At 66.5% G+C, this 2820-nt stretch carries 3 protein-coding genes; all 3 read right to left on the reverse strand.

Going from position 1 to position 2820, the window contains the following annotated elements; genetic code table 11:
* Window positions 1-130: 130 nt before the first annotated feature.
* Complete coding sequence (locus Q0X16_RS01025; RefSeq protein WP_297829714.1) at window positions 131-355, reverse strand: DUF167 domain-containing protein; 225 nt, start codon at window positions 353-355, stop codon at window positions 131-133.
* Window positions 356-438: 83 nt separating this feature from the next.
* On the reverse strand, window positions 439-1233 hold the full coding sequence (locus tag Q0X16_RS01030) for a CsgG/HfaB family protein (RefSeq protein WP_297829716.1): 795 nt from the start codon (window positions 1231-1233) through the stop codon (window positions 439-441).
* 145 nt (window positions 1234-1378) lie between these two features.
* Entirely contained in the window at window positions 1379-2635 is a 1257-nt protein-coding gene (locus Q0X16_RS01035; protein ID WP_297829719.1) for a 6-phosphofructokinase, read from the reverse strand.
* Window positions 2636-2820 lie beyond the last annotated feature (185 nt).

The following is a 2820-nucleotide window of genomic DNA, read 5'->3' on the forward strand; positions in this document are numbered from 1 at the left end:
CCGTGTAAGGATCTATCTGCGTGAGGATCTGGCGCCGGCCAACGCCGTCCAGCATCAGGCCATCCCGCGCTATGCGGTGCAACTGGCCGTGCGCGGGCCGGAGTGCCGCTGAGATATCCGATCCAGTCCTTCAATCCGGGATCGTCACTCGCTTGAAGCGCCCGCCGGCGCCGGATTTGATCGCGACCTCGGATTTTGCGCAACGGAAGGTCCGCGCCACCAGTTCGAGCAATTCGGCATTGGCCTTGCCATCCACCGGCGGCGATTTCAGTTGCGCCAGCCAGGTGCCGTCGTCCTGACGTGCCAGCGTCGAAACGCGGGCACTGGGTTTGACCTTGACCTGCAGGATCGGCATCGGAGCCGGCTCACACCTTCGCGTCAGGCAGAAATGCCGAGTGCCCGGCAAACCAGACACTCGTTATTGCGCGCCGGTCGGGCTCAGTTGCCAACCGGCAGGTTCCCGCCGCGACCGAGGCCGCCATCGACTTCCTGCGCCTGGTACTCGCGCAGGGACACGACCAGATTGTTGTAGGCATTGACGAACGCCGCGGCGATGGCCTTGCCTTCCGGCGTGCTGGTATAGCCGCCGAGGCCACCGAAACCCGAGCCGCCGCCGCCGCCGAAGCCGAGCGCGAAGTCGGTCTTGGTCGCGTTGCCCTGGGCGATCCCGAGCTGCACGCCGGAACGGTTGTCGACCAGGGTCAGCATGGTTTCGGCCTTCTTGAACTTCAGGCCGCCGATCAGCGCACCCGCCGCGCCCCACTTGCCGCCGAACGAACCGATCAGACCACCAATGCCGCCGGCATCGCTTTGCGAGAAGGTGATGCTGGGATTGATGGTGTAATCGGCGGCGACCATCTGGCCACGTCCGAAGTTGCTGCCCTCGCGCAATTCGCCGCTGTTCATCAGCTCGCGCTCCTGCATCATGTTGCGCATCGCCCGGCCACGCTCGACCACCACGAAGCAGTTGGACTGCTGGATCAGCATCCGGATCACCGGGATGGTCGAGGGCAGGCGCAGGTCGGAGGTGAGGTAGCGGTACCAGTCGCCTTCCTGCTCTTCCACCACGGCCACCGTGCCGAGCGGACGCTCGCAGTGTTCCAGCGTCGGATTGGAACCTCGGGAGTTGCTGCCCGCAGCGGAGCCGCGCGGGTCGTTCTTGCCGGCCATGGCCGGACTGCTGGCAAGGGCGACGGTCAGGGCAAGCGCGAGAACCGAAAGGGCAGATTTCATGGATGTCCTCAAAAGAAAGTTCGATGGCGGGCGGTAGCAGGGTGCGAAGTGAGTCGCGGGGCCCGCGACAGGGCCTCAATATGGCATTAACGGAATTCGGCAGTCCACCCCGGACATGCGGGATTCGTCCGGGACGGGACGGCATTCAGTTTTCCCATCGATCCAGCTTGCGCGCTACTGCGGACAGTTTCGGAGTGACATAGGTCGGCAGGCCGTCCGCGGCGTAGGGCGGGAAGGCTTCGCCGGCGATCAACGGGCCCAGGTAGCGCCGCGCGGCCGCGGTGATGCCGTAGCCGTCGGAGCGAATGAAATTTCCGGGCAGCTTCTTTTCGCGGTTGGCGATACGGTCCAGCGGCGCGATGTCGATGTGCCAGCGGTACGGCGCGTCGCTGTCGCGCACGATCACCGGCATCACCCCGTTTTGCCCGTTCAAGGCGCAGTCCACCGCCGCGCGGCCGACTGCCTGCGCCTGTTCGAGGTCGGTACGGCTGGCGATGTGGCGCGCCGAGCGCTGCAGGTAGTCGGGCATCGCCCAGTGGGTCTTCAGTTTCAGCGCGTGCTGCACCCGGGCGGCCAGATACGAGGCGGCGCCGCCGAGCTGGACGTGGCCGAAGGCGTCCTTCAGTCCGCCGGCATCGGCAACGAAGCGGCCCTGCGCGTCGCGGATGCCTTCGCTGGCAACCACGACGCAGTGGCCCACGCGGCGCACCGTGGCTTCCACACGGGCAAGGAAATCGGCTTCGTCGAAGACGCGTTCGGGGAACAGGATCAGATGCGGCGCCTCGTTCCGGCCGCCTCCCGCCAGTCCCGCCGCCGCCGCAAGCCAGCCGGCATGGCGACCCATCGCCTCGTAGATGAAGACCTTGGTCGACGATTCCGCCATCGCCATGACGTCCAGCGCACATTCGCGCACCGAAACGGCGGTGTACTTGGCCGCCGAGCCGAAGCCCGGGCAGCAGTCGGTGACGGCCAGATCGTTGTCGATGGTCTTGGGCACGCCCACGCAGGTCAGCGGATAGCCGAACTCCTCCGCCAGCCGCGACACCTTGAGGGCGGTGTCGGCCGAGTCGTTGCCGCCGTTGTAGAGAAACCAGCGCACGTCGTGGGCGCGCAGCACGCCCAGCAGCCGTTCGTATTTCTCGCGGTCCTCCTCCAAGGATTTCAGCTTGAGCCGGCAGCTGCCAAACACCCCGCCGGGCGTATGGATCAGGGCCTTGAGGTCAGCCGGCGTCAGCGTGGCGGTGTCGATCAGGTCCTCGCGCAGCGCGCCGAGGATGCCGTCGTGCGCGCCCAGCACCCGCACCCTGCGCGTTCGCGCCGCCTGCATGACCGCGGCCGCGGTGGCGTTGATGACGGCCGTCACGCCGCCGCTTTGTGCATACAGCAGGGTGCCTTGTGGCATGGAAAGCTCCCAAAACGTTCTGGTGGAGGGTCCGGCTGCGGTAAAGTGGACGGGCTGCGAACTGCGTGCAGTCTAGGCGATGCGGTTTCACGCCGGCTGCTCGCACGCTTCGCCTGTTCATTCGGGAGTGGAATTCATGCGACTGGTTTTGTTGGGGGCGCCGGGCACCGGCAAGGGGACCCAGG

Origin of the sequence: Thermomonas sp., from assembly GCF_025993755.1 — a bacterium.
Lineage (GTDB): Bacteria > Pseudomonadota > Gammaproteobacteria > Xanthomonadales > Xanthomonadaceae > Thermomonas.